This window comes from Caulobacter sp. GW821-FHT09B08, assembly GCF_059418225.1.
The window spans coordinates 444,673-468,447 of record NZ_JBWKPL010000002.1; the positions used below are offsets into that span (position 1 = coordinate 444,673).

Annotated in this window: 12 protein-coding genes; 1 reads left to right on the forward strand and 11 read right to left on the reverse strand. The window is 69.6% G+C overall.

All coding sequences use genetic code 11. The annotated features are described in order from the left end of the window. Positions 1–7: 7 nt before the first annotated feature. From AC07OA_RS08365 to AC07OA_RS08395, 7 genes are all read right to left on the reverse strand, one after another. The gene (locus AC07OA_RS08365; protein WP_494663328.1) at positions 8–1,255 is read right to left on the reverse strand and encodes an efflux RND transporter periplasmic adaptor subunit; all 1,248 of its coding nucleotides are present in this window, start codon (positions 1,253–1,255) and stop codon (positions 8–10) included. Next, positions 1,252–2,517 (reverse strand): TolC family protein, encoded by a 1,266-nt coding sequence (locus AC07OA_RS08370; RefSeq protein ID WP_494663329.1) that lies wholly within the window; start codon positions 2,515–2,517, stop codon positions 1,252–1,254. The genes AC07OA_RS08365 and AC07OA_RS08370 overlap by 4 nt, the downstream gene beginning before the upstream one ends. 45 nt (positions 2,518–2,562) lie before the next feature. Beyond that, a complete protein-coding gene (locus tag AC07OA_RS08375) occupies positions 2,563–2,943 on the reverse strand; it encodes a hypothetical protein (protein WP_494663330.1) in 381 nt (126 codons plus the stop codon). Positions 2,944–3,032: 89 nt separating this feature from the next. Beyond that, on the reverse strand, positions 3,033–4,262 hold the full coding sequence (locus tag AC07OA_RS08380) for a glycoside hydrolase family 27 protein (RefSeq protein WP_494663331.1): 1,230 nt from the start codon (positions 4,260–4,262) through the stop codon (positions 3,033–3,035). Between the two features lie 34 nt (positions 4,263–4,296). Further along, entirely contained in the window at positions 4,297–5,826 is a 1,530-nt protein-coding gene (locus AC07OA_RS08385) for a tryptophan halogenase family protein (protein WP_494663332.1), read from the reverse strand. Positions 5,827–5,906: 80 nt separating this feature from the next. Then, on the reverse strand, positions 5,907–9,191 hold the full coding sequence (locus AC07OA_RS08390; protein WP_494663333.1) for a TonB-dependent receptor: 3,285 nt from the start codon (positions 9,189–9,191) through the stop codon (positions 5,907–5,909). A 337-nt stretch (positions 9,192–9,528) separates the two neighbouring features. Further along, positions 9,529–10,356, reverse strand: a complete 828-nt coding sequence (locus tag AC07OA_RS08395; RefSeq protein ID WP_494663334.1) for an outer membrane beta-barrel protein — start codon at positions 10,354–10,356, stop codon at positions 9,529–9,531. Positions 10,357–10,887: 531 nt separating this feature from the next. Between AC07OA_RS08395 and AC07OA_RS08400 the strand changes: the two genes are divergently transcribed. Beyond that, positions 10,888–14,496 (forward strand): PAS domain-containing protein, encoded by a 3,609-nt coding sequence (locus AC07OA_RS08400; RefSeq protein ID WP_494663335.1) that lies wholly within the window; start codon positions 10,888–10,890, stop codon positions 14,494–14,496. Here AC07OA_RS08400 and AC07OA_RS08405 read toward each other — a convergent pair. The 4 genes from AC07OA_RS08405 to bcsA form a co-directional block, all read right to left on the reverse strand. Then, positions 14,493–14,768 carry a hypothetical protein gene (locus AC07OA_RS08405; RefSeq protein WP_494663336.1) on the reverse strand — a complete coding sequence of 92 codons (276 nt, stop codon included), beginning with the start codon at positions 14,766–14,768 and terminating at the stop codon, positions 14,493–14,495. The genes AC07OA_RS08400 and AC07OA_RS08405 overlap by 4 nt on opposite strands. Positions 14,769–14,929: 161 nt before the next feature. After that, complete coding sequence (gene bcsD / locus AC07OA_RS08410) at positions 14,930–15,415, reverse strand: cellulose biosynthesis protein BcsD (protein ID WP_494663337.1); 486 nt, start codon at positions 15,413–15,415, stop codon at positions 14,930–14,932. Next, positions 15,412–19,278, reverse strand: a complete 3,867-nt coding sequence (locus AC07OA_RS08415) for a cellulose synthase subunit BcsC-related outer membrane protein (protein ID WP_494663338.1) — start codon at positions 19,276–19,278, stop codon at positions 15,412–15,414. Before AC07OA_RS08415 ends, bcsD begins: the two co-directional genes overlap by 4 nt. After that, positions 19,275–23,645: a UDP-forming cellulose synthase catalytic subunit gene (gene bcsA / locus AC07OA_RS08420; protein WP_494663339.1), complete on the reverse strand. Its 4,371-nt coding sequence runs from the start codon at positions 23,643–23,645 to the stop codon at positions 19,275–19,277. Before bcsA ends, AC07OA_RS08415 begins: the two co-directional genes overlap by 4 nt. Between the last annotated feature and the right edge of the window lie 130 nt (positions 23,646–23,775).

Sequence of the window (23,775 nt, forward strand, 5' to 3'; positions counted from 1 at the left end):
CGCCTCCCTAGTGGTCGTGGCTCGCGCCGGACTTCTCGATGTCCGCGCGGATCAGGAAGGCGCCGTCGGTGACGTATTCGGCGCCGGGTTCGAGGCCGGACAGCACCTGGGTCCATTCGGGTGTCTGGCGGCCGAGTTCCAGCATCCGCACTTCGTAGGTGTCGCCGACCTTGACGAACACCACCTGGAAATCGCGGAAGCGCTGGATCGCCCTGGTCCGCACCGCCAGCGGCGCGGCCTGGGCGCCGACCTGGAACGCGCCCTCCACGCCCATGCCGGGCCGGAAGGCGCTGTCGGCGCCGCCGGGCAGGTGGACGTGGGCGACCAGGGTCTGGCTGACCAGGTCGGCGGTGGGCAGGACCGCCTCGACCTTGGCCGTCAGGCGGGTTCCGCCAGAGAGGCTGCGCACCTCCACGGGCTGGCCCACCCGCACCTTTTCGGCGTCGCGGGGATAGACCAGGAACTCGGCGTGCAGCTGGGTCGGGTCGGCGATCACGAAGATCGCCCGTTCGCCGGCCACGTCGCCGACGTTGAGGTTCTTCTCGACGATCACGCCGCTGATCGGGGCAGGGATGGAATAGGTCTGCAGGCTTTCGCTGGACTCCACGCGGGCCAGGATCTGGCCCTTGCGGACCTGCGTGCCCAGCTCGCCGCGCAGGCTCATGATCCGGCCCGGATACCAGGCGCGGACCTCGCCCTTGCCTTCGGGGGTAATCTCGACGCGTCCGGCCATGTCGACCAGCTCGGCGATAGGCGCGGCGCCGGCGATCTCGGTCTTCACGCCGCCGGCCTGGGCGGCCGAGGCCGAGATCGTGGTGCGGCCCTCGTACGATGGATAGGCCCACTGGTGCGTGCGGCCCTGATAGGCGGCCGACACCTTCACGTCGAAGGAGTGCGGCTCGCGCACCACGCCCGAGCCGCGCAGATAGTCCTCGGAGGGCGCGAAGGCGAAGCGGTCCGCCTGGCCGCCCAGGCGCGTCAGCGTGATCGACAGGTTCACGTCCTTGGGCGCGACCGGCTTGTCCTTGCGATAGGCGTAGACGCGGAACTCGGGCTCCACCCCGTCTTCGAAGATCGTGACCTCCAGGGCGAAGTCGCCGTCGCGGAGCATGCGGCCGCGATGCGGGCCGCGTTCGTATTCGCCGGCGGTTTCGGCGTGGCTTTCGGTTTCGGCAGGCTTGGGGCGCTCGCCGCAGGCCGACAGGGCGAGGGTTCCGGCCAGGGCCAGGACCAGGGGCTTATGAAGGCGGATCATCGGGCGGTCTCCGAGGCGGGAACCAGGCTCGCGCGGGCGCCGGTCAGGCGGTCGAGCTGGGCGCGGTCGATCTGGAAAGATTTGAGGGTGGCCAGGCGGCGGGCCCGGGCGTCGATCAGGGCCTTCTGAGCCTCCAGGACGTCGAGATAGCTGAAACCGCCACGATTGAAGCCGACGCGGACCAGATCGACGGTCCGGGCGTTGGCCGGCACGACCTCGTCCTGGATCCGGCGAGCCTCGCCGGCCTTGCGGGCGAGCGAGGCCTGGACGGCGGCGATCCTGCGCTCCAGCACGGTCCTGGCGCCGGCCAGGTCGAGCTCGGCGGCCGTGCGGGCCGCGCGGGCCTGGGCGACGGCGTTCCGATTGGTGTCGTAGCGCCCCAACGGGATGGAGCCCCCGACCACGGCGGCGACATCGCCGCCGTCGTTCAGATAGCGCAGGCCCGCGCGCCAGGTCGGGTCCCGGACGGTCTTGCTCTCCTCCACGCGGACCTTGGCGGTCGCGACCTCGCGTTGGGCGTCCAGCAGGGCCAAGTCGACCGCCGAGGGCGGACCGGCGACCTGTCGGGCGGCCGACAGGTCTTCCAGAGCGTTGGGATCGATCTCGACCTCACCGCCGCCCCAGAAGGCCGCCAGGGCGCGCCGGGCGTCGGCGGCCTGGGTCTGGGCCTGGGCCAGGGCGATCCGGGCCTCGGCCAGTTGGGCGTCGGCGCGGGCGCCGGCGAACAGGGGATCGCGGGCGGCTCGCACGCGGTGGTCGACCTCGGTCCGGGCGCGTTCGGCCAGGGCCACGCGGTCGGCGGCCAGCCGCGCCTCGGCCTCGGCGGCGGCGGCCTCGATCCAGGCCAGGTCCACCTCGTGCAGGACGTCCAGCATCCGGACGTCGTCGCGCAGGCGGGTCAGGGCGATGTCGCCGCGAGCCAGGGCGGTGCGGGCGGCGCGCTTGCCGCCGCGTTCCCGGCTCTGTTCGTAATAGACCGTCGCCTGGGCGCGATCGATCAGGGAGTAGGGGCCCGTGCCGGCGAGGTCTTCGACCTCGACGCCGACCACGGGATTGGGGCGGACGGCGGCTTGCCGGGCGCCGGCCTCGGCGGCGGTCAGCCGCAGGGCCAGCGCCGGACGGTTGGGATCGCCCTGGGCGGCGCGGCTCAGGGCGTCGGGCAGGGTCAGGGGCTCCGCATAGGCGGAGAGAGGCGCGGCCAGGGCGAACGCCGTGGCCAGCAGCCAGGACCGCGAGGCGCGGCCTGGGAGAAGAGCAGACATGAAAGGTCCTCGAACGTGCGAAGGCGCGGCTCAAGGCCGCGCGGGTCAGGCGACGTGTGCGAGGAGGGGTTTGGGCGGACGGTCCTGCCCGGGGGCGTCGAGGCCCTGACGTAGATCGTGATCCAACCGGAATGGCGCGGCCGATGACGACCAGGCGACCGGCAGGCTCAGGTCGCCGGCCAGGTCGTAGGCGGAGGGGCCGTCGTGGTGGTGGTGGTTCTGCCCGTGCGTGACGGGTTCGGGCGAGGCGTCGTCCTCGACGGCCGCGACCGCCGAGGCCTGGTCGTGCTCGGGAAGATCGACGACCGCGCCCACGAAGGCGTTGGCGGCATGGGCGTGGCCGAAATCGTGCAGCAGCCGATCGACGGTGGCGATCGGCGAGTGGACGACGAGCAGAGTCACGAGCACGGCGGCGAAGGCCGCCATGGCTCGACTCAACAGGTTGTCCGGGCGCGCGTTCACAAGCTTCCTCGGGGCGACGACACGCCAGGGTGTGGGCAGCGGAGGGCGGCCTGTCAACCGTCAGGCTTGCGTAAGGGGCAGGGCGTGATCCGAACCATCACCACGCCGTGCGACGGCGTCGTGGCCGTGAACCGCCTCGTCTTCTTGCCCAGGGAGGCCTTGGTCCAGAGGTCGCGGACCTCGGCCTTCAGCGTGGCGGGATAGCCGATCTCGGTCCAGTCGACCGAAATCGGCTGGGCCTCGGCGCTCCGGTTGAACAGGATCACCGCGCGGCCGCCGTCCGCCAGCGGCTTGGACCACACCTCAAGGTCGCCATCGTCGCGGACGCGGCGTCCCTGGGCGCCCAGCCGGTCCTGGTTGACCGCGATGACCTCCTTGTTGAGCAGGATTTCACGCGTGGCCTGGTCCATGTTGGCGATGTCGTTGCCGGCGATCAGCGGGGCGGCCATCAGGGCCCACAGGCTGAAGTGCGAGCGGTACTCGGTGGTGGTCAGTCCGCCGTTGCCGACCTCCAGCATGTCCGGGTCGTTCCAGTGGCCGGGACCGGCATAAGGGTAGAGCGGCTCGTTGGCGTCGAGGATGGGCAGGACGCCCAGGGAATAGTCGTGCTTGCCGTCCCACTTGTCGGTGATGTCGCCGGTGGTGCGCCACAGGTTGCCGATGGTCTGGGCCCACAGCCACGGCTTGGCCGTGCCCCACTCGCACATGGAGAAGACGATGTCGCGGCCGCTTTCCCGCAGGGCGTCGGCCATCAGGGTATAGGCTTCCTCGGCGTTGCGAGTTCCGGTCGAGCACCAGTCGTACTTGAGGTAGTCCACGCCCCAATCGGCATAGGTCTTGGCGTCCTGGTACTCGTGGCCCTGGCTGCCCGGACGGCCGCCGCAGGTCAGGCGGCCGGCGTCGGAATAGATGCCGAACTTCAGGCCCTTGGAATGCACATAGTCCGACAGCGCCTTGATCCCGCTGGGGAAACGCTTGGCGTCGTAGGTGATGAAGCCGCCGGCGTCGCGCGGGCCGTGCCAGCAGTCGTCGATCACCACATATTCGTAGCCGGCCTCCTTCATGCCGTTCGAGGCCATGGCGTCGGCGATGCGCCGGACGGTCGCCTCGTCGATGTTGCAGGCGAACTTGTTCCAGCTGTTCCAGCCCATGGGCGGGGTCTTGGCCAGGCCGTTGGCGACGCGGGGCGGCGGGTCCTTGTCGGCGGCCAGGGCGACCGGCGCGCCGGTGGTGGCCAGGGTCAGGGCGCCGGCCATCAGCCAGGCGGCGGAGCGCTTGAACATGGGAGTCTCTTTCGGACGACTGGAGGAGGGCGCTCTAGGCGACTTCCCGGTTGGGGAAGCGTTCGAGCACGCGAGCGTGGGCGGGCATCTTCTCGACGATCTGCTGATAGGCGCCGCGCATGTGCTCCAGCGCGTTGTAGAGCGCGCGCTCGTCCATCAGGTCGGCCAGCGGGTCGTAGCCTTCCGGCGTCGGCGCCTGGCCCATCATGATCGCCAGCCAGTTGGGCTCCTGGAAGATGCTCTGGTTGGGGAAGGTGGTCAGGCCCCGGGTGCGGAACAGCTCCATCTTCTCGCGCAGCGAGTCCGGGATGGGCATGTGGCGCACATAGTCCCACAGCGGTTCGCCGACCCGGCCGTTGACGTGGTAGTGGAAGACGAGGAAGTCGCGGATCTGCTCCATCTCCTCGCCCATCATCCGGTTGTAGAGATCGGCCGCGGCGGGGTCGTTCCTGCCCAGCGGGAAGGTGGCCGCCAGCTTGATCAGGCCGTGCTGGATCAGGTGGATCGAGGTCGATTCCAGGGGCTCCAGAAAGCCGCTCGACAGGCCGATGGCCGCGCAGTTCTTGAAGCGCGACTGCTTGCGGCGTCCGGTCTTGAACCGCAGGAAGCGCGGATCGGCCTGGGGCGTGTTGTGGGGATGCTCGCGCGCCAGGCTGGCCAGCAGGTCGTCGGCGGCCGCGTCGTCGCCGATGTGGTCGCTGGCATAGACGTAGCCGTTGCCGGTGCGGTGCTGCAGCGGGATACGCCATTGCCAGCCGGCGGGGCGGGCGGTGGCGCGGGTGTAGGGCACGGGATCCTCGAAGCGGGCCGAGGGCAGGGCGACCGCTCGGTCGGCCGGCAGCAGGGCCGACCAGTCGTCGTGGCCGACTCCCAGGGCGCCTTCGATCAGCAGGGCGCGGAAGCCCGAGCAGTCGATGAAGAAGTCGCCTTCCAGGGTCTGGCCGTCGTCGAGCAGCAGCGAAGCGATCGTGCCGTCCTGAGGGTCGAGGTTCACCAGGCGGATGGTGCGTTCCAGGCGTCGCACGCCGCGCCCCTCGGCCACGCCCCGCAGGAGCTTGGCATAGAGCGAGGCGTCGAAATGGTAGGCGTGCGCCATGGTCGTGCGCGGGTCGCGCGGATCGTCCACGCGCCAGTCGAAGCGGCCCTTCTTGGCCGCCAGGGCGCTCAGAGAGAATTCGGAGATGTCGGGTCGGTAGCCCAGTTTCTTGGCCCGCAGCCAATAGGCATGGAACGACACGCCGTTGATGGGCGCGCCGTAGGAGCCGAACGGGTGGAGGTAGCGGTGGTCGGGCTCGCGCCAGCCGACGAACTCGATGCCCAGCTTGAAGCTGCCCTGGGTGGCCGAGAGCATCTGGGCCTCGTCCACGCCCACGATCTGGTTGAAGAAGGTGATCGGCGGAATGGTCGCCTCGCCGACGCCGATCGTGCCGATCTCGGCCGACTCCACCAGGGTGATCCGCATCTGGTGCGGGGCGAAGAGCTTGGAGAAGAAGGCCGCGGCCATCCATCCGGCGGTGCCGCCGCCGGCGATCACGAGGTGGGAGATCTTACCGGGATTTTCCATGCCGCATTCTTCGCATGCATTTCAAAAAAAGCCCCGTCGGCATGACGCCGACGGGGTCGCTTGGTCGGTGGAGGAGCCGACTAGAAGGTTCCGCGGATGATGAACGAGATGCGGCGGTCGCTCACCGTCCAGCTGTGGGTCTGGACCAGGGACTTGGAGAAGTTGCCCTGGGTGCCGAGGTACCAGGAATCCCGCTGGTCCATTTCCAGCTCGTACTTGGAGTTCAGCAGGTTGACCCCCTGGACCCCGATCTTCACCTGCGGCGTGACCGAGTACATCACCGAGCCGTCCAGCTGGCCGAACGCCTTGGCGTAGACCGGCACCATCAGGTTCGAGGCCGAGGCGCTCATCAGGTAACGCGACCGCCAGTTATAGGCCAGGCGGGCGTCGATGCCGTACTTCGTGTAGAGCAGCGTCGCGTTGTAGGTGTAGCGCGACAGCTGCTCCAGCGGCAGGTCCAGCTTCGAGGCGGTGATCTGCGAGGAGTCCGTGGTGCTGCTGGACACGTTGCGCGTGCCCTTGCTGTCCAGGATCGTCGCGTTGAATTCCGTGCCCAGGCCGCCGAAGGCGCCGGGCAGGAAGTCGTAGTACTGCTGGTACTGGAACTCGGCGCCGTAGATTTCGCCGTGGCCCATGTTCTGGGGCACGGTGCCGATGGCCTGGACCGTGCTGCCGTTGGAGGTGGTGATGTTCACCAGGGTCGGCGTCGACTGGATGTAGTCGTAGACGTCCTTCTTGAACACGCCCAGGGCCGTCATGCCGCCGTGGAAGTACCACTCGCCCGACAGGTCGAACGAATTGGCCCGCATCGGCTTGAGGTTCGGATTGCCGCCGGAGAAGCTGAAGGCGACGTCGGTGTGGTAGTTCACCGCCGAGCCGTTGTTCGCCGCGGCGGTCAGTTCGGCCTGGGTGTAGGGCTGGCCGGTCTGCTGGTTGATGAGGCCGTCGGCGACCGTGGCCGGGCGCGATTGCAGCGTGCCCGACACCGTCATCGACGGATCCAGCTGGTTGAAGTCCGGACGGACGATGTTCTTGGACGCCGCGAAGCGGAAGAACACGTTATTGCGGGCCTTCAGGCGCAGGTTCAGGCTGGGCAGGACATCGGTGTATTCGGTGCCGCCCGTCGCGGTGAAGGCCCGGCCGTCGGCATAGGTGATCTTCGTCGCGGCGGTGGGCGAGGCGAACATCCTCTGGCTCTGGTCGATCAGGTTGATCGTGCCGAAGCCTTCGCCGTCGGTCTTGGTGTGGACGACGCGCAGGCCGAAGTTGCCGTCCCAGCTCATGCCCTCGTCGCCCCACGACATGGGCAGGTCGCCGCCGAAGCGGGCCTTGCCGTAGAACGCGGCGGTGTCTTCGTACTGGCGATTGACGCCGCGGCCGCCCAAGTTGGTGAAGCTGGTGCTCACATTGCCCAACGGCTGCCAGTAGCTGATGCTGCCGGTCGGCGCGGCCCAGATGGGCGTGTAGCTCATCAGGGTGCCCTGGGTGAACGGGCTGTAGTTGCCGGCGTAGGGCGCCCAGTCCGGAATCTTTCCGTTGCCGCTGTTCGGGCCGTAATAGCCGTACATGCTGTTGTCGTAGGCCGGGCCGCCGCCGGGGATCGGACCGTTCCAGACCACCTTGTTCAGGTAGTCGTAGAGCACCGTCGGGCTCTTGGCCAAGTCGAACGCCGGCATGATCAGTCCGGGGACCGACAGGTCGCCCTTGAAGAAGTTGTCGAAGCTGACGACGTCCTGGTGCTGGGTGTATTTGTCCGCCGTGGCGGTCACGCCCGACGAGGCCCAGGGCGCCGAGATCAGGTTCCAGTTGTAGGCCGTGTCGCGCGAGGTGGCGTCGCGCGAGGTGGCGCGCACGCCCAGCTTGATGTCCTTGATCAGCTTGTCGTCGTCGAAGGCGTAGGTGACGTCGAACTTGCCCGCGTATTCCCGGGCGTCGTTGTCGTCGATGTGGTCCATCGCGGCGTAGAGGTTGAACGCCGACGGGGTGTTGGTGACGTTGCTCATGGTGATCTTCGGCAGGTCGCCGGTGAGATCCAGGCCGAAGCCGCCCTGCAGGGTGACGGTGTTGTAGACCGTCAGGTCGGTGCTCTCGCGATGCGAATAGACATATTGCAGGTCGCCGGTGACGGTCCAGCGGTCGTTCTGCCACTTGAAGCCGGCCGAGACGTCGTTGGTGTTGTCCTTCACCTCGCCGTAGCGGGTGCCCAGGTTCAGCAGGAACGAGTTGGCCACGCCGTTGCCGCCGCCGCCGCCATCGACCAGCTGGCCCTTCAGGAAGTTGCCGTCCTCGTCGAAGGTGAAGGTGGTGCCGGCCGCCGGGCCCACCACGAACGACTGGTTGTTGGTCGCCGAGCAGCAGGCCGAGGTCTGGGCGAAGCGGTCCTTGAAGGTCTGCTTGGCCTCGGTGCGGAACAGGGTGGTGAAGAATTCGAGGTTGTCGTTCGGACGGTACTGGAACGCGGCGTAGTAGCCCTTGCGGTTCCGGTCCTGATCGTTGTCGCGGTACTGGATGCCGACCGGCACGAAGACGCGGCTCAGCGGCTGGCCGGCGATCGAGTTGTCGCCGTTGAAGTTGTACGTCAGGCCGCCGTCATAGGACGACTGCACGCCCACGCCGTGGGCGTTGTACGGGTCGACGGCGATGGTGTTGACGGCCGTCTTCAGCTCGGAGTTGGAGTAGCTGAGCAGCACGCCGAACTCGCCGCCGTCCGGCGTGTCGAAGCGGTCGCTGAGCAGCAGGCTGCCCGAGGGGGTGGCTTCCTTGCGCAGGTCGCCGCGCGTGTAGTCGGCCGAGAAGGCGATCTGGCGACCCTTCTGGTCGAACGGCATGCGCGTGCGCAGGTTCACCGTGCCGCCCAGGCCGCCTTCGACGATATCGGCCGAGGGGTTCTTGTAGACGTCGACGCCGGCGAACAGCTCGGGGGTCACGTCTTCCCACGAGATCGAGCGGCCGCCGCGAGCCGAGAACATGTCGCGGCCATTCAGTTCGGAGCGGACCCAGGTCAGGCCGCGGATCTGGATGCCCGAGCCTTCGGCGTTCAGGCGGTCCACGTCGCGGGGCTGGGTGGTGCGGCCGATGGTGACGCCCGGAACGCGCTGCAGCGCTTCGGTGATCGACCGGTCGGGCAGGCCGCCGATGTCCACGGCGGTGATCGAGTCGACGATCTGTTCGGAGTTCTTCTTCAGCTCCTGGGCCGACTGAATCGCCTTGCGCTGGCCGACCACGACGACTTCGGAGACTTCGCCGCCGTCTTGCTTCGCCGGTTCGGCGGTTTGGGCGTGAGCGGCCGTGACCAAGAGACCCGACGCCCAGGCCGCCATGGCGGTGGACGCAAGCAACGTGTTCTTTTTGTTGAGTAGTTTCATCTTCCCTCTCCCTAAGTTTTGCACTTGGGACCCCCGATTTCGGTCCGGTGCTTTGCCGAACGCCCCAAAGTCGATCCGTAGATCGATGCCCCGTGACGTCGGCATTTTTTAATTAAGTTCATTTTATTTAACCGGGTCGCATTTATCGTACAAGCTCAAATTCGCAGCCGCCGGTTGCGAGCTAGACGGGAGTGGGCGAACGCCGGTCGGCTTCACCTCAGCGTTGCGCCCATGCGAACGGCTCGCCGCCCTGGCAGGGCGACGAGCGCGTGTTTTCGGGGGTTTTCGGACTGGTGTGGCGCCGCCGCATCGCCGCGGCGGTTTCGCCGGACGGCGGCTAGAACACCGCCTGCAGGAACAGCGCCGGGCCCTTGAACTTGTAGGCCATCTCGCCCTGCCAGTGTTTCTTGTCGATATTCAGGTCGTAGTCGACATAGCGATAGGCCGCGCCGACGGCGACGTGGTCGATCAGGCGGTAGCTGAGTCGGGCCTCGGTATTGACCAGTCGGCCGTCATAGTCGCCGACCTTCAGCGACAGGTAGTCCACGCGTCCGCCGACCAGCAGGCGAGGGGTGATCTGGTAGGCGCCGTAGAGGCCCAGGGTCGGCAGCGGCGCCAGGGCGTCGCGCTTGCGCAGCTCGGTCTGGACGGCGGCGTTGCCGATGTGGCCCTCGCCCGAGATCGACAGCTTGAACTGGGTGACGTGCAGCCCCAGCGAGGCGCCCAGCTCGCCCTTGTCGCCCTTGAGGAAGGCGTAGCCGACGGCGATCCGATAGACGTCTGTGTCGAAGCCGCTCGAAACGGTCGCGCCGGACGAATAGGTGACGTCGTCGAAATTGATGTCGCGATTGATGCTGGCCGAGCCGCCACGGTCGAGGCCGTAATATTCGCCGACCACCGACCAGCGCTCGCCGATCCTGGCGCCGGCCTGGAAGGCCGGCAGGCTCTTGCGGTCCGACAGGTCCAGGTCCGATTCCAGGTCGATGCTGGTGCCGACCAGGCCGTTCGGGCCGGCCACGCTGACTCGGGTGTCGACATCGGGCCAATAGGCCTGGGCCTCGATCCAGTAGCGGTCGTCGATCGTCTGGGCGTGGGCCGAGCCGGCCAGGGCGCAGCTCCCCAGAATCGTGGCCGTCGCCACCGCCCTGAGCGGAAATCCCATCATCTTGTCGTCCTCCGCGATCCGGGCGCGTCGCGGCTACGCTGATCGCGTTGGGCGAGGGAACCAATCGGGGGAAACCCCTGCCGTTGGAGGGATTTGCACCAGGGGTTCGCCGCGAGGTCGCCGAGGGTTCCAGCCGATTGGCGTCGCCGATTCCGAAGCGTTTCCTGGGCGCATCCAAGGCAGACGAGGAGCGCCGCCGTGCGTCTGGCAGATCAGCACCATGTCTTTCACCTGGCCAAGCTGGCGCTCGTCGTGGCCGTGGTGCTGCTGAGCGGTCACGCCGGACCCGGCTGAAGTCTTCGCGGGGGAAGTGGCCGAACATTGATCCGTGGCTGAGCGCCTGGATCAAGGCGATGAGACAGATCAGAAGTCGCGAGACCAGGGATACGCCGTCCGCTTGCTGAGCATGTTCAGGTCGCGCGGTAAATCGTAGCGTGCATTGACAATGCATCCGATCCTGGCGCGCGGGCGGAAGATTTTCGCGAAGATTTGTGTATGAATTGCCGGACAATCCGCGGCGTCGGAAACCGAGTGCGTTTGCCAGGCATGATCTCGTACAACGAAGTCGAACGACTTGAGGCCTTGCGATCCTACGGCGTGCTCGACACCCCGCCGGATCCGGCCTTCGACCGGTTGACGGCGCTGGCCGGCGACCTCTTCGACACGCCCATTACGCTGATGTCCCTGATCGACGCGGATCGGCAGTGGTTCAAGTCCCGCCAGGGGCTGGACACGGTCTCGACGCCCCGGGACCAGGCGTTCTGCGATCACGCGATCCGCCTGGACCCGGGCGCGGTGATGGTGGTGGAGGATGCGCGGCTGGACGCGCGCTTCTCGGCCAATCCCCTGGTCACCGGCGGGCCGAACATCCGCTTCTATGCCGGCGCGGTGCTGACCACGGCCGAGGGGCACAACCTGGGCACGCTGTGCGTGATCGACACCGAGCCGCGTCCCCGTCCGGCCGAGCGCGATCTGGAAAGACTGCGCAAGCTGGCCCAGATGGCGGTCACCGAGATGGAGCGGTTGCGCCGCGAGCAGGTGGTGTCCGAACAGAAGACGCTGCTGAACCTGGCCGAGACCCTGGCGGGCGTCGGTCACTGGCGCCTCGACGTCGCCACGGGCCGCGTCACCTGGTCGGACCTGGTCTACGCCATCCACGGGATCGAGCCGGGCGCGTTCGATCCCAATGTCGACGAAGCCATCGCCCTCTATCACCCCGACGACCGCGACCAGGTCGCCGGCCATATCGCGACCGCCATCGCGACCAAGGGCGTCTATCAGTTCCAGCTGCGGGCGGTGCGGCCCGACGGCGAGGTGCGGGACGTGATCTCGCGGGCCGGCTGCGAGCTGGACGCCAAGGGCGAGGTCTCGGCGCTGGTCGGCCTGTTCCAGGACGTCACCGAGCAGAAGCGCGGCCTGGCGGCGCTGCGCGACAGCGAGGCCCGGCACCGGTTCCTGGCCGACAACACGTCCGACATCATCGTCCGGGCCAAGCTGGACGGCACGTTCCTGTTCGTCTCGGCGGGGATCCGGGCGCTGGGGCACGACCCCGAGGCGCTGATCGGAACCTCGACCTTCGACCTGGTCCATCCCGACGACATGGAGCGCTTCTCGGCCAATTCGGCGGCGCTGTTCGCGGGCGAGCCCATCGATCCGGCGGTCGACCGGGCTCACCGCTATCGCACCGGCTGGGGCGACTGGGTGTGGATGGAGGGCAGCCCCCAGGTCATCCGCGACGAGACCGGCCGTCCGATCGAGATCGTCAACATCTTCCGCAACGTCACCGAGCGACGGGCCCTGCACGAGCAGGCCGAGCGGATGACGGGCCTGATGCTGCTGGGCGAAGAGGTCGCCGGCATCGGCTACTGGCGGTTCGACGTGGCCACCCAGGCGGTGGAGACCTCCAAGCAGGTCGGGGCGCTCTACGGCATGGCCGAGGGCGAAAAGCCGACCATGTCCAACTTCCTGAACTTCCTGCATCCCGACGACGTGGCCGAGACGCGGCGGCGCTTCACCCTGGCCCTCGAGCAGGGCGTGGACTGGCGTCGCGCGGCCTCGCGTGTCGTGCTGCCGGGCGGCGAGCTGCGCTATCTCGAGGGCTCGGGCATCTGCCAGCGCGACCGCGACGGCGCGGTGATCGCGGTGTTCGGCACGGTGATGGACATCACCGAACGCGTGCTGGAGGAAACCCTGCGCGCCCAGGAGCGGGAGCGTTTCCAGCGCCTGTCCGAACGCGCTCTGCTGGCCGCCCAAGCCGGCGAGGTGGGCATCTGGGAGCACGACCTGCGGACCGGCGGACTGGTCTGGGACGCGCGGATGCGCGAGATCTACGGCCTGGACGCCGACGCCGAGCCGCGCTTCGAGACCTTCATGCAGGCCGTCCATCCCGAGGATCGCGACCGGCTGGCCGCCCAGTTCCGCGCGGAGCTGGAGGACGACGCGCCGCTCGACACCGAATTCCGGGTCGTGAAGGCTGACGGCGCCGTCATCGCGATCCGGGCCATGGGGCGTCTGACCCGGGACGCCGACGGCGCGCCTCTGCGGATCGTCGGCACCAACTGGGACGTCACCGAGGTGCGGGCCCTGGAGGCGTCGCTGCGCGCCAGCGAGGCTCGCTATCGCCTGATCGCCGAGAACACCACCGACATTATCGTCACCACCGACCTGAACGGCCGGACCATGTTCGTGGCGTCTTCCTGCGAGCCGGCGACGGGCTACACGGTCGAGAACCTGTACGATCTTCGGCCCATCGACCTGACCTATGCCGAGGACCTGCCCAAGGTGATGGCGGTCTATCGCACCCTGCTCAAGGGCGGGGGCAGCCAGAAAGTGCGCTGGCGCATACGGCACAAGGCCAGCGGCAAGCTGGTCTGGCTGGAATCGCGCCCGTCGCTGCTGCGCGATCCCGTCACCCAGGACCTGATCGGCTTCCTGGACGTGGTGCGCGATGTCCAGGCCGAGGTCGACCAGGAGGAAGCCCTGGCCCTGGCGCGCGCGCAGGCCGAGGCCGCCGCCGCGGTGAAGGGCGAGTTCCTGGCCAATATGAGCCACGAGATCCGGACGCCGCTGACGGCGGTGATCGGCTTCTCGAACCTCCTGGCCCAGCGGCCCGAGCTGGACGAGACCTCGCGGGGCTTCGTCCATCGCGTCACCTCGGCCGGGCGGGCCCTGATGTCGATCGTCAACGACGTGCTCGACTTCTCCAAGCTCGAGGCCGGACAGGTCGAGGTCATGGCGCGTCCGACATCTCCCGAAACCCTGGCGCGGGACGCCCTGGCCATGTTCGAGCCCCAGGCGGGCGCCAAGGGGCTGGACCTGGAGTTCGTGGCCGAGGGCGAACTGCCGCCATACGTGTCGGTCGACGCCGAACGCCTGACCCAGGTGCTGCTCAATCTGATCGGCAATGCGGTGAAGTTCACCGACCGGGGCCTGGTGCGCGTGGTGCTGGCCTACGACATGGCAAACACCTGCCTGCGCGTGAGGGTGGAGGACACCGGCCCGGGCATGACCCCGGCCCAGGCGGCCCAGCTCTTCCAGCGCTTCGCCCAGGTCGACGCCTCGGCCACCCGGCGTCACGGCGGCACGGGCCTGGGCCTGGCGATCTGCAAGGGGCTGACCGAGGCCATGGGCGGCGGCATCGGGGTCGAGGGCCGCCCTGGCGAGGGCGCGGCGTTCTTCTTCCACGTCCATGCGCCGCCGGCCATCGCGCCCGAGATCATTTCGGAGGGCGCGTTCGACACGACCCTGCTGGACGGCGCTCGGATCCTGGTGGTGGACGACAATCCGATGAACCGCGAACTGGCGCGGATCGTCCTGGAGCAGGTCGGCGCCGGCGTCCTCGAGGCCGACGGCGGGGCCGCGTGCCTGGACCGGATCGCGCGAGAGCCGCTGGACGCGATCCTGTTGGACCTGCGCATGCCGGGGCTTTCCGGGCGCGACGTGTTGATGAGGATACGCGAGGGAGGCGGGCCGGCGCGGTCGTTGCCGATCCTGGCGTTCACCGCTGACGAGGATCACGAGCCGGAGGGCGCGCTGGCGGCCTTCGACGGCGTGGTCCGCAAGCCGATGGACGCCCTGGCCCTGATCGTGGCGCTGTGTACGGTCCTGGCGCAGCCCGCTCGCGCGCGGGCGCTCAGCTAGCGGTCTTCCATCCGGCGGAAGATGTCGGCCAGCGGCCGGCCCGGCTTGGCCGACAGGACCGCCTCGACATTGTAGGCCTTGAACAGGCCGGCATGGGCGGATTCCACGTCTTCGTTGGCGGGCACGCGCCGTTCGATGACCGACGGCGCGGCGACGGCTTGGGCGACCGCCTGAATGGCGCTGTCGGTCACGGGCGCGCGGTCCTCGAAGACGCGATAGGGCAGGTCGGACTGGTTGATCATCGAAAACAGACGCTGGATGTCACCGGGCATGACACGACTCCGCCGCGCTCGACGCGGTCCGTTAGTGGCCTCTCGCCACCGGGAAAATCCACGGCTGGTAAGGGGTTAAGCGATATTCATAACCATACCGCAGAGTCGGGATTCTGACCTTTGGACATATTGACACAGCACTCCGTCGCCTGGGGACGGATCTAGCTGCGGTGTTCGAAGACCAGGGGGCGGGCCTTGGGATCGCGGCAAGTCGTCAGGCGGCCCGGGCTGCCCTGTTCCGACAACCAGGCCCCGTAGGCCCCGGCCAGGACCTCGGCCATCAGGCCGGGCCAGAGGCCCTCCTTGTCGTCGGCCAGCACATTGGGGCAGGCGCCGTGGGTGATGACGATCGCGGCGCCGGCGTCGTCCAGCTGGGTCCAGCCCCAGTCCATGATGTCCAGCACCGCGTTGATCCCCAGCTCCAGCTCTTCCAGCGTCTCCAGCTTGCCCAGAGGATGGCGCCGCGCCACGCGGGCGCCGGTCGCCCGCATGAAGGCGGCCGTGCCGGCCTCGTCGGCCACGGCGCTCAGCTCGGCGGCCAGGGCGGCCAGGAAGGGCGCCCACTGGGCATGGGCATGACGGCGTTGGAGATAGGCCAGCTCCAGGTCGTCATGATCTTGGTCGTGACTTGGGCCGGGCGTGGTCATCGCTTGTCTCCGTCGCCCAGGCTCTGACGAACGCTGACGCTGATCGAGGTTTCGTTGTAGTCGCCAAAGGTGTTGAACCGCAGGACGCCGCCCATCTGGGTGCCGGGCCGGAACTGGTAATCGGCCGCCACGCCGCCGGCGATGCCGAAGCCGCTGGCGCTCTGGGGCAGGTAGCGGGCGAAGACGTCGGTGTCCTGGGCGGCCAGGGCGTTCAGCTCGGTCTGCAGGACCGTGTCCTGCGGGAAGTAGGCCGCGCCGGCCTGGCTGTAGGTCTGGTAGCCGGGCGCGAGATCGCCCTTGAGCCGCCAGGCGCCCCACTTGCCCGTGAGGCCGACCGGAGCGGTCAGGCTGGTGAACGACTTGGGGCTGAAATAGCCGCCGTGGCCCAGGCTGAAGAAGTTCTGGTTGTTGTCGTAACCCTGCTGGTTGAGGTTGAAGCCCACCTGCAGTTCGGTGTCGCCTTGGCGATAGGGGCGCACATAGCCGCCCAGATTGACCTGGTAGCTTTCATTGTCGCCGACGTGGCGGCCTTCGTAGCGAGAATAGCTGGCGTCGCCGTACAGCCCCGAGGCGCCGTCATCGTAGGACAGGCTGATCCCGCCGCCGGTGCGCATCACCTGGCCCCAGCGCTGGCCGGTCAGGGGATCGCGGCTGCCGGCATAGGCGATCACGCTGTCGGTCACCGGGCGGCGCTCGATCCAGGCCTTGCCCTGGCCGGACCGGCCCAGGCGGGGCGACCAGGCCAAGCCGCCGACGGCCTTGATGGTGTCGAAGCCGATCGGTGTCGTGCCGACATCGACGGTCATTTGGCCGACCTGCATGGCCAGGTTCACCGCCGGGCCGGCCGCGCTCTGGGCGTCGGGCGCGGGATAGACGGGGGCGAAGGCCCCGACGATGGCGCGGGCGTTGACGATCTGGTTGGCGCCGAACCGCTGGAGGCCATCGCCCGCGGGCGTGCCGGAATCGAGGCTGACCGGCGAGACCGAGGCCGTCAGCCGCACCTCGCCCAGCGAGCCGGCGATGGAGGCCTTGGCCGACAGCTCGTCCAGCTTGCTGAGGCCTTCCTCGCCCGAACGCGTGCGGACCGTGGCCGAGCCCGACAGTTCGGCGGCCGTCCGGGCGGTCAGTTCGGCGATCTGCCGGTCGATGTCATCGACGGCGGGATCGCCGGACGCGGGTGGCGCGGCGAAGGGGTTGGTCGAGGCCTGTGCCGTGTAGACCGGCGCGGGTCTGGTCGGCTGGGTGCGTTCGTCGCCGCGTCCGGTGATCGGGAAGGCCACGCCGGCATAGGGCGACACGCCGCCCGTGTTCGCGGCCGGAGCCGCCGTCGGGGCGGGACCGGTCATGTCCAGGCGGATGGGTTCCGGACGGGAGACCGGAAGGCTGGTTTGACGACGGACGAACGGGTTGGGGCCGAGGCCGACCGTTCCGCCGCTTGCCGCGCCGGGCGCCAGGACGGCGTCCAGCCCCCCGGTTCCACCCGTCGCGAACAGGGGCTGCTGACGCAGGGCGCGGGCCTGGCGCAGGGCGGCCAGGGCGGCCTTCTCGTCGCCGGCCTGGCGCTCGACGCGGGCCGACAGCAGATAGAGGTCGGCGTCGCGGGGCGAGGCGGCCAGGGCCTGGGCCACGGCGCGACGGGCGCCGGCCAGGTCACCCTTGGCGGCCGAGGCGTCGGCCAAGCCCACCAGGCCTTCCTTGTCGCCCGGCTTGGCCCGCAACAGGGCCTCGTAGGCGCCGATGGCCTGATCGTACAGCCGGCCGTCCTGATAGACCCGGCCCAGCGGGGCCAGCAGGCGCGTGCTCCGGGGCGCGACAGCATAGGCGGCCGACAGGACCTCGAAGGCGTTGGCCAGGTCGCCGGACCGGCGCAGGCGGTCGGCCCGCTCGGCGCCCAGCGAGGCGGTCAGGTCGGCCACGTCTTGCAGGCCCTGGGGCGTCGAGCCCGACCGCGCCGCGACCTGGCGGATCAGGGCGGCGGCCTCGGCGTCGTGACCGGCCCGGGCCAGCACCGTGACCGCCCCGTCATAGCTGGCGGCCGGCTCCGTGGCGCCCGCGACCAGGCTCTGCTGGGCCAGGGCCAAGGCCGTCTGCGGATCGCCCAGGTCGTAGAGCGCCAGGGCCACCTGGCCCGAGGCCTCGGCCGACAGGTCGGAACCGGCCGCCACCGCTCTAAGGGCGCCGACGTCGCCGGTCTGCCGGGCCTGGTCGATGGCGGCGTCGACCCGCAGCTTCGAGCGCAGCGCCGCGACGGCGGGCGTGGCCTGGCCCGGCGGCAGGCGGTCGACCAGGGCCAGGGCCTCGGCCGGTCGGCCTTGTTGCTGAGCGAATAGGGCGGCGGCTTGGATCTGCTCGGGATCGCTTCCGGCGGCCACCGGCGCCATCAGGCCCTGTGCGGCGGCGGTCTCGCCCTGGGCGGCCAGGAAGCGGGCGAAGTCCAGGCGCACCCACGGATCGGCGGGCGCGGCGGCCAGGGCGGCCTCGAAGGCGCCGTTGGCCCCCGACAGGTCGCCGTTGGTCCACAGCTGCTTGGCGCGCTCGTGCTCGACCCGGCCCCGGGCGGCGTTCTGGCCGGTCGCGCCCGGCTGCAGGGCGGGCGAGCGGGCGGTGAGGGCCTGGGCTTCGGCGATGCGGTTCTGGTCGAGCAGAGCCTGGACCAGGCCCTGCTGCGCCTCGGCCTGGGCGGGATCGGCGGCGAGGATCTGGCGATAGACCGCCTCGGCCTCGGCGGCCTTGCCCTGGCGACGCAGGGCCTCGGCCAGCAGACCTTGCGACAGGGCGCGGTCGGCGACGGTCGCCCCGCTCAGGCCGCGCAGCGTCCGTTCGGCGTCGGCGGGCCGGTCCTGGTCGAGGGCGGCCTGACCTTGCTGGAGGCCCGCATAGAACCGGGCGCTGGCCAGGGCTTCCTTCCAGCGTCCGGCGGTGGACGGACTGGCGCGTCCGGCCCGGGCCAGCAGGTCGGCGGCGTCGGCGAAGCGCTGGCCGCGCAGGCGCACCAGGCCGAGGCCCCCCAGGGCGTCGGCATCGGTGGCGCGGCGGGCGAGGGCGGCCTGGAAACGCTCCTCGGCCTCGGAGAGCTCGCCGCGCTCCAGCGCCGCGAAGCCTTCCGCGCGGGTTTTGGTCGAGGGATCGACGGCCGGGCCGGCGACGGTCTTGGGCGGCTGATTGGCGGCGGCCAGCTTGCGCGCGATCTCGGCGTCGCCGGGGCGGGCGGCCAGGTAGTCGGAGAACAGGCCGGCGTTGCGGGCGGAGTCGTCCATCCAATCCAGGGCCTGGCGCCAGGCCGTCGCCGCGCGGGGGGCGACGGCGTTTCCGCCCGACGCCAGCCTGGCCAGCAAGGTCACGCCCTCGCGCCGGGTGCCTTCGCGATAGGTCAGGGCCTGGCCCAGCGCCAGTTGGGCCTCGCCGTCGCCCGGACGCTTGGCCGCCAGGCTACGCAGCCCCGCCTGGGCCTGGGCGAGGCCGCCCGGCGCGCCGGCCAGGGTCTGGTAGTATTCCAGCGCCACGCTGTCGGGCGGGGTCGCGCCGCCGAAGGCCTGGCGGTAGGCGGCCGCGGCGGCGGCGTTGTCGCCGCGTTTGACGAGCGCCCGGGCCTGGGTCAGATCGGCGCCCTGGGTCTTGGCCGGCGCGGCCGCCGGGGCGTCCAGATTGGCCAGGCCCCGGCGTGCGGCGGCGTTGCCGGGCTCGACCGCCAGGGCGCGGCGATAGGCGTCGGCGGCCAGGTCCTTGCGGCCCTTCTGGCTCCAGAAGTCGCCCTGACGCACCAGGGCCGTGACCGCCGGGTTGTCGGCCGCCTGGGCAAGGCTTGGCGCGCTGCTGGCCAGCACGGCGGCGGCCAGCAGCCATTCGACGCGACGCCGGGTCATTGGGCGCCGCCTTTCAGCCGCCGGCGAGCCACGGCCTGCAGCGCGGCGATGATCGGAACCGACAGCACCAGGCCCGCGCCGAAGATCGCCAGGGCCAGGATCAGCGGGCGCTGGCTGAGCCACCACATGGCGAACACCGGCCAGGGCAGGTCGCCGGCCTGGAAGCTCTTGCCCAGCTTGAAGCTGGAGAAGCCGGTCTCGGTGACGATGGCCAGGTCGCCCTGCATCTGGGCGTTCTGGACCGGGTCGTCGAGGCGGGCGAGGATCGTCGGCAGCCGGTCGGGATCGCTGGACAGGATCGCCACCACGGCGCGGTCGCCATCGTAGGGCGAGGGGAAGCTGACCACGCCGTCGAACCGGTCGTCGGCCACCAGCAGTTCGTCGGCGTGACGCCGCGCGGCGGCGGCCTCGCCGTCGGCCATCAGGAAGACCCGCTGGATCGGCGAGCTGACCTTCAGCCGCGCCACGTCGCCGTCCAGCTGGAACGGAGAGGCGGCGAACAGGTCGCCGAACCGCTGGGCCATGCCCACCCGGCCCAGCAGCAGGACGTCGCGCCCCTTCAGGGCTGCCTTGTCGGCGTTGCGGGTCACGTTCAGCCGGGTGACGGGCGCGCCGGTCACGTCGCCGAACCGGCCCATCAGGTTGAGGAAGGCTTCGATGTCGGCCGGGCCGATATTGGGCTCGACCACCACCACCGTCCGGTCGAGGTCGGCGTTGCGGGTGAACGGGAATCCGGCGCTGGCGAAGAAGGCCAGGTTGGGCAGGCTGGCGAAGTGGCGACCGCTGGTCAGGTCGATGGTGGTGTCCGGGTCGATGCCGCTATGGACGTTGCTGGGCGTCTGGCCCTGGCAGGCGCCGGTCTTGTTGGCCTTGATGTCGAAATAGAACTCCAGCTGGCTGGCCCCGAACAGCAGGTAGGGCGGTAGCTGCAGCTCATGCTCGTTGCGGGCGAAGCGGTTGAAGAAGCCGCGCACCTCGGCCGTGCGGTCCTGCGGGCTGAGACGATAGGCCCGCAGCCACTGGCCGTTCAGCGACACGTCCAGCCGCGACTGGGCGCGGTCGAACCAGGGGCCCTTGGGATAGCGGTAGCGCACATTCAGCGGCGCGCCCTGGGCGGGCCAGAGGAAGAGGTCGGGGGCGACGCGGAACGGCACCTTGACCGGGGCGGGCGACAGGCCGGGCGCCATCAGGCTGGACGGCTCGACCAGATCGCCCATCCGCACCGGGCGGTCCATGGCCAGCCAGCGGGGGGCGTCATAGGCCGGGCGAGGAGCGATCAGGGCGGTGTCGACCTGGCGGGTCGGGCCAGCCAGTCCGCCTTGCGACAGGCTCAGCGCCAGGGCCGCGCGGCGGGCTTCGGCCGTGTCGCGGCCCATCACCAGAAGCAGCCGGCGATCCGGCGCGGCCGGATTGGCGACCACGGCCAGGGTCGGGCCGGCCACCTGGGGCAGGACCAGCGTTCCGATGGCCTGGCCGGAGGTTCCGAACACCACGCCTTCGCCGCTGGGCAGACTTCCGATCAGGGCGGGGAAGGCGAAGCCCCGATAGCTGGCCTTCATGCCGAAATACGAGGCCGTGGCGGCCGCGGCCCGTAGGATATCGTCGCCGGGCGGCTGGGCGAACACGAACGGCAGGGTCAGCTTGCCGCCGCCGGGATCGAAGAAGGGCGCGGGCAGGGCGGCCAGGTCCGGGTTGGTCGGCAGGCGGGCGACGGTCAACTCCAGCCGCGAGCGCTTGTTGCTGAGGGTCATCCACAGCGACGAATGCTGCGGGTCCTCGCAGCCCCGGGTGTAGTGGCCGATGAAGCGTAGGTTCAGCTGGTTGTCGCGGACGAACAGGGCGGGATCGAGCGGGATCGACCACTCCGTGCCGCCGGCCCGATCCGGCGTCAGGGGTACGGCGCCGGCCGGCTCGCCGTTGACGCTGATCGCCAGCTGGCTGAGCTCGCCCAGCAGCGAGGGCGAAAAGGCTCCGACCACGACCAGGCGCGCGCCGGTGACCACCTCGTCGCGCCGCAGGGTGAACGGCGCGCCGGCCTCGCCCTGCACGCCGCGCAGATTGAGCGGCTGGGCGAAGCCGAGGTCCTTGAGGGTCAGCACTCGCACGCTAGTCGAAGCGGCGGGGACGGGCGTCAGGGGCAGGGCGTCGGGCGCCTGGGCCTTGGCCTGTCCCGCCAGGGCCAGACCGCCGGCCAGGATCAGGGCGGCGAGGCCGGGCAGGATCCGTCCGCCGGCTGGGGCTTCCTCCGGCGGCTTCACGCGCGGCGTAAGGGACACGGGCTTGGCCGCGCGCCACCAGAACAGGATGCTGGCGCTGGCCCGGACCAGGCCCGCCAGGGCGCGAAGGGGACTGACCGGCGCCCAGTGGCCGTTGGGCTGCCAGGCGTCGACCCGGCCCAATACGTTGCGCACCAGGTCGCGGCGGTCGGCATAGTTCAGCGGCATGAACTGCACGCGCAGCACCCCTTTGTCGAAGGTGACGGTCCGGGCGGCGAACCGCCGGCGCCGGTCGTCCTGGTCGAATTCGATGGAGTCCAGGTGGCGCTCGGGACCCCACATGCCGTCCGGCACCACGGCCGACAGCCCGCCCATCGAGACGTCGCGGGTCTCCACCGTCAGGGCCTCGCCATTGGTCAGATGCAGCCGGGCCCCCAGGCGAGCGTCCACGCGCACGTAGTTGCGGATCTGGCGGGTCTCGCGGCCCACGGCGATGGCGGTCAGCAACACCAGCAGGCTGAAGGTGGTCCACAGGATGTTCAGCGCGATGGTCGCGGACTGGACCTTGTCGGTCTGGCCGTCGATCACCCGCCAGACGCCCAGGCCCATGCCCAGGATCAGCAGGCAGGCCACCAGCACGTGCGGCCACATCAGCGGCCAGTCGAAATAGCCCTTCTCCAGCTGGCCGCCCTTGTCGGTGACGTTGAACTTGCCGCGCTTGGGATCGATCAGCGTCAGGAGGGTGGGGCCCACTAGGTGGAAGGCCAGCAGGGTCTCGTAGATCTCGCCCCAGAACGCCATGCGCTCCTCGCCCTGCATGCGGTTGTTGGTGACGATCGAATGGACGAGGTGGGGCAGGGCGTAGGCCAGGATCACGGGGGCCGAGGCGCTGATGATGTTGAAGCCGCCCAGCAGGAAAGCCAGGGGCGAGGTCAGGAACACGATGCGCGGCAGCGGAAACTGGAAGTGCAGCATGGCGTTCAGGTAGCAAAGCCGCTGGGGCCAGCTGAGCCCCTTGCCCATCAGCGGATTGTCGATCCGGAAGATCTGGGTCATGCCGCGCGCCCAGCGGATGCGCTGGCCGATGTGCAGGGCCAGGCGCTCGGTCGCCAGGCCCGCGGCCAGGCGGATCTCCAGGAAGGCGGTGTTCCAGCCCATCCGCTGCATCTTCAGCGCGGTGTGGGCGTCCTCGGTGACGGTCTGGTGGGCGAAGCCGTCGGTCTGGTCCAGGGCCGCGCGCCGGATCACCGCGCAGGAGCCGCAGAAGAAGGCGGCGTTCCACAGGTCGTTGCCCGGCTGGACCACGCCGTAGAACAGGTCGCCCTCGCCGGGGATGTCGCGCACCGTCTGCAGGTTCCGCTGCACCGGATCGGGCGAATAGAAGTGGTGCGGCGTCTGCAGCAGGGCCAGGCGATCGTCCTGCTGGAACCAGCCCACCGTCATCTGCAGGAAGGCGCGGGTGGGGATGTGGTCGCAGTCGAAGATGCAGACCAGCTCGGCGTCGGTCCGCGCCAGGGCGTGGTTCAGATTGCCGGCCTTGGCGCCCTTGTTGTCCGGACGGGTGATGTAGGCGACGCCGGCCCGTTCGGCGAAGTCGCGGAAGGTCGGCCGCTTGCCGTCGTCCAGCAGATAGACCGTGAAGCGGTCGCGGGGATAGTCCATGCTCATGGCCGCCAGGACGGTGTCCTGAACGATCTCGAGGCTCTCGTTGTAGGTGGGAATGTAGACGTCCACCCGTGGCCAGGTCTCGATAGGCCCTTCCAGCGGACGCACCGGGCGGTGCAGGGGCCAGGCGGTCTGCAGATAGCCCAGCAGCAGGATCAGCCAGGCATAGACCTCGGCCATATACAGGCCCACGCCGAAGAACATCTCGCCGGGCGAACGGAAGTGCAGGGTCTCGGTCGTGCGCCACCACAGGTACCGGGTGCTGACGATCACCGACACCACGCACAGGGCTATGGTCAGGTGCCTGGACGCCGAGGCGCGGTTGGAGACGATCACGAAGACGATCGTGGTCGCGGCGAACGCGACCTGGGCCTCGAAGCTGAGCGGCACGGTGATGGCGACGAGCGCGATGGCGATCATCCCGGCCACGCCCACGGTCCAGGCCGCTCGCGACGTCAGGCGCCCCAGCGTAGAGCTGTCGGTCATGACGTACCGAGAGGGGGTGACATGCGAGAACTGCCTCCGGAACCGTGGGTCGATTAGGTCCGGGCCGACGCGGGAGCGCCATCCCCGAAAACGGAAGTCGCAGCTAGGGATTCACCCCATTTCCGACGGG